Here is a 4,530-nt window from a genome sequence, read left to right on the forward strand (position 1 = left end):
GGGCTGGATGCACGCAGCACGCCGCTGGACCCACAGCTGCAATCGCTTGCCAACTGGTATGAGGCGGCTTACGGGCAGGACAGTCCAGCGCTGCTGGCCCATGGTCAGCGCAGGCTCTTAGAGGTGATCAGGGTGATTTTTGCCGGAGCAGATGTGTTGTTGCTGGATGAACCAGCTGCCGGCTTATCGGGCACGGAACGGGCGGAGCTTTCTCACCTATTGTTCCTCCTAAAAGAAAAACTACAGATCGCCATTGTGATTGTGGAGCACGATCTGGACCTTGTGTGGAACATTGCAGACCGGATCACGGTTTTGGAGACTGGCTCTGTGGTGGCAAGCGGGACACCGCAGGCACTGGCAACGGACCCTGCAGTCCAGCACCTGTTCATCGGAGGCGCGTATGCTTGAAGTCAACCAACTGGTCGCCGGGTATGGCAGCATTCCCGTGCTGCAGGATGTTTCCTTTTCCATCAAGCCGGGTGAGATTTTGCTGATTGGCGGAGAAAACGGCGCAGGCAAATCCACGCTCATGCGCGTGCTTGCCGGGTTCATCAAACCGACCTCCGGGTCAATCCTGTTTGAGGGCAACTCCATTGCCAACCTCGCCCCGGAGCAAGTGGCGCAAAATGGCCTCAGACTGGTGCTGGACGGGCACCGGGTGTTTCCTGAACTCAGCGTTTATGACAATTTGCGGCTGGGGGTGGCGGGCCTGCCGCATGTGCGATCTTCGTTCCAACAGATGGTGACGCAGATTTTTGATCTGTTTCCCATTCTGGCGGAAAAACGAGACGCTCTGGCCCATGATCTGTCTGGCGGACAGCAGCAAATTCTGGCGCTGGCGCAAGCCTTTGTGGCGGGGCCAAAGCTGCTGTTGTGCGATGAACCGTCCCTGGGGGTTGCCCAGGCTCTACTGCCGCCGATCCTATCATTCTTAAAGGACTGGGCCCAGCAGGGAACCGCGATCGTCATTGTAGATCAGCACATAAAAATTGCAGCTCCTTATGCAGATAATGCCCTGATCATGCAGCGCGGCGAGATTGTTTTGCGCTGTGAAGCTGATCAGCTGGACAGCACAATGGCTGACTTTCACAAATCCCGCCAAAACAGTTACGTCCACGCTTAAAGTCGTCCATTAGGACGATTTGCAGCCCCGCAAACCGCGCTATTGCTGTTGAACATCTTTGATACTTGTAAAGGATTGTTCAATGGCAAGAGCCGGTTCAAGTACGCCTCACTATGAGACTGATACACCCGTTTTATACGAGGTCGACGGGCCGATTGCATGGATCACTATGAACCGGCCGCAATTTCACAACGCACAAAACTCGCAGATGACCTATGCCCTCGACCGGGCGTTTTCAAAGGCGACTGATGACAGCCAGGTGAAGGTGATTGTCTTGCGTGGTGCGGGCAAACATTTCAGCGCAGGCCACGATATTGGCTCTCCCGGACGGGACGTTAATGAGGATTTCTCCCGCATCGGTTTGTTGCCAACGCACACAGACCGGCAAGGGGCGGAGTTTCTTTATACCCGCGAGCATGAAGTTTATCTGGGCATGTGCCGCCGCTGGCGGGCGCTGCCCAAGCCGACCATTGCCATGGTTCATGGAGGCTGCATCGCTGGTGGTCTCATGTTGGCGTGGGTCTGCGATCTGATCGTCGCCTGCGAGACGGCGTTTTTTCAAGACCCGGTGGCGCGCATGGGGATTCCCGGCGTGGAGTACTTTGCCCATCCGTTTGAGTTGCCGCCGCGCGTTGCAAAAGAATTTTTGCTGCTGGGCGAGCGCATGAGCGCACAGGAGGCTGGCACATACGGCATGGTCAACCGGGTGGTTGAGGCGCAGGAGCTGGAAAACACCGTGCGCGACATGGCGGGCAAGATTGCAAGCAGGCCGCCGCTTGGCAACTGGCTGGTTAAACAGGCCGTCAATCATGCGGAAGACCTGCGCGGCAAACACACGGCGCTGGATGCGGTCTATCACATGCACCACTTCGCCCATGCCCAGAACGAGCTGCTCAGCGGTCATACACTGGGTGGGCTGGATGCAAAAGCAATGGCGCACGCCAACAAAGCGGAACAGAAGGCCTGAGGATGGAACTGAATTACACGCAAGAGCAAATTGAGTTTCGCCATGAGGTGCGCCAGTGGATGAGTGCGAACGTGCCCAAGCAGCCCCTGCCCTCCTTTGATGGCTCTCATGTGGGTTTTGAAGCGCACCGCGAGTGGGAAAAGAAATTACATGCCGGGGGCTGGAGTGCGGTCAGCTGGCCGGAAAAATACGGTGGTCGCGGGCTGGACCTGCTGCGCTGGCTCATTTTTGAAGAGGAATATTATGCCGCCAAAGCCCCACTGCGGGTGAACCAGAACGGCATTTTCCTGCTGGGGCCAACGCTGATGGAGTTTGGCACGCAAGAGCAAAAGCAGCGCTTCCTGCCCAAGATGGCCTGCGGCGATGAGGTGTGGGCGCAAGCCTGGTCCGAGCCGCAGGCCGGATCGGATCTGGCAGCGGTGCGCGCTAAAGCGGTGCGCGATGGCGATCATTACCTGTTGTCTGGTCACAAAATCTGGTCGTCACGTGCGGTGATGGCAGATTGGGCGTTTGGCTTGTTCCGTACTGATGAGAGCGAGAAGCGCCACAAGGGATTGTCGCTGATTCTGTTTCCCCTCACCGCTCCTGGTGTTCAGCGCGAACCAATTGCGCAGATCAATGGCGAAACCGGGTTTGCAGAGCTGATACTTGATGAGGTCCGCGTCCCGCTTGATCATCGTGTGGGGGAGGAAGGTCAGGGCTGGTCCATCTGCATGGCGACGGCAGGGTTTGAGCGGGGTCTGATGCTGCGCTCGCCGGGCCGCTTTCAGGCTACGGCGCAGGCGCTGGTTGAGCTTTACAAAGCCAACATGACGAGTTGCAGCACTGAGCTGAAGCGCATCGTCACGCAAACCGTGATGGAAGCGCATGCTTATGCCGTATCGATCTACTCCACCGCCAGCCAGATCATGGGCGGAAAGACCATTGGTGCAGAAGCCTCTGTCACCAAAATCATCTGGTCGGAACTGGATATCAAACTCCATGAAACCGCCTTGCAGATTCTGGGCGCACGCGCAGTCTGCCCGGACCCAGCGGACCATGAGGCGTCTCGCTGGGTGGATGGCTATCTGTTTTCCCTTGCCGGGCCAATTTACGCGGGCAGCAACGAAATTCAACGCAACATCATTGCCGAGCGCGTACTTGGTCTGCCGCGGTCCTGAAGGAGAACCCTATGGAATTTGCTTTATCAAATGATCAGAGGGTTGCCAGTGACATGCTGCGCAAGTTTCTCAGTGACAAATGCTCCAGCCACCATCTGCGCGATGAGCTGAAAACCCAGATTGCCTTCAACCTTGGCCGCTGGCAGGAGCTGGGCGCATTGGGGATGTATGAGGCGTTGATCAGCGAGGCCAATGACGGGCTGGCCCTGCGGGCAACCGATTTTTGCCTGATGGCGCAACTGTGCGGCTATGCGCTTTTGCCCGAGCCACTTGTGGAGCAGGCTGGCGTGGTTTTGCCACTGTTGGAGCGCTCAGGCGATGACGATGCGCTGCGGCTGCTCAAAGCCGTTGTTGCCATGCCGGCACCGATTGCGCTGGTCCACCCTAACATGCCGTTCTGCCTTGGGCCAGATGAGCCATATGCGCTGCTGCGTTCGCGAGGGGATGATATGGTCCTGATGCAGCCGCATGAATTTGACTTGCGCAAACAACCCAGTATCGACCCGCTGCGGCCCGTGTACACTCTGGCCCCGGGGCACGCGGGCGGCAAGGTTATTGCCAGCGGCGCGTTGGGGCGTTCGCTCATCAACTGGTCAGGCAAACAGGGCGCGTTGTTGTGTGCTGCTCAGCTCATCGGCATTGCGCAGGCCTGCCTTGATCTTGCGGTTGAGTACAGCAAGACCCGCCAGCAGTTTGGCCGGGCCATCGGCAGTTATCAGGCGCTTAAACACCAGATGGCGAACACCAAAGTGCAGATAGAGCGGGACCAGCCAATGCTGTATGCAGCGGCCGCACGGGTGGAGGAAGACACGCTTTCCAGTCAGGCTCTGGTTTCACAAATCTATCTCAATGCCTCGCAAACAGCTGTTGGGGCCGCCCGCTGTGCGCTGCAGGTGCATGGGGCCATGGGCTATTCCTGGGAGGTGGATGTGCATCTTTACCTCAAACGCGCGCTGATGCTGTCGCAGCAATGGGCGTGCCCGCAAGACCACAGCGATCATGTGGCGGCGGCTGTCTTAAACGGCGCTCTTGTGCAGGACACGCTGTTCGCCGCGCCCAGCCCGCAAACCGTTTTAGCCTATGCCTGACAGGCCAGCAGAGGAGTATTTTAAATGTCAATTTGCGCAAACCGTGTGGTGATTGTAACCGGTGCCGGTCGTGGTCTTGGCCGGGCTTATGCCTTGGAGCTGGCACAGCAAGGAGCCTGTGTTGTTGTCAACGACCTTGGCGTGAACCCGCATGGCGCGGACGCTGAGCGCGGTGCTGCCCGCAATCCGGCG

At 58.0% G+C, this 4,530-nt stretch carries 5 protein-coding genes and 1 pseudogene; all 6 read left to right on the forward strand.

From position 1 onward, the window contains the following. Positions 1-408 (forward strand): annotated as a pseudogene (locus tag PPL9_RS33070) (ABC transporter); the annotation flags it as partial. Continuing rightward, positions 401-1,123 (forward strand): ABC transporter ATP-binding protein, encoded by a 723-nt coding sequence (locus PPL9_RS05495; protein ID WP_057461756.1) that lies wholly within the window; start codon positions 401-403, stop codon positions 1,121-1,123. The pseudogene PPL9_RS33070 and the gene PPL9_RS05495, both read left to right, overlap by 8 nt. A gap of 82 nt (positions 1,124-1,205) precedes the next feature. Beyond that, positions 1,206-2,090, forward strand: coding sequence for an enoyl-CoA hydratase (locus tag PPL9_RS05500; protein ID WP_057461757.1), 885 nt, complete (start codon positions 1,206-1,208; stop codon positions 2,088-2,090). 2 nt (positions 2,091-2,092) lie between these two features. Further along, positions 2,093-3,250: an acyl-CoA dehydrogenase family protein gene (locus tag PPL9_RS05505; RefSeq protein WP_057461758.1), complete on the forward strand. Its 1,158-nt coding sequence runs from the start codon at positions 2,093-2,095 to the stop codon at positions 3,248-3,250. An 11-nt stretch (positions 3,251-3,261) separates the two neighbouring features. Next, the gene (locus PPL9_RS05510; protein WP_057461759.1) at positions 3,262-4,338 is read left to right on the forward strand and encodes an acyl-CoA dehydrogenase family protein; all 1,077 of its coding nucleotides are present in this window, start codon (positions 3,262-3,264) and stop codon (positions 4,336-4,338) included. A gap of 24 nt (positions 4,339-4,362) precedes the next feature. Further along, positions 4,363-4,530 (forward strand): SDR family NAD(P)-dependent oxidoreductase (locus PPL9_RS05515; protein WP_152986600.1); only part of this gene is annotated, 168 nt, incomplete at its 3' end.

The organism is Pseudovibrio sp. POLY-S9, from assembly GCF_001431305.1.
Taxonomy (GTDB): Bacteria; Pseudomonadota; Alphaproteobacteria; order Rhizobiales; family Stappiaceae; genus Pseudovibrio.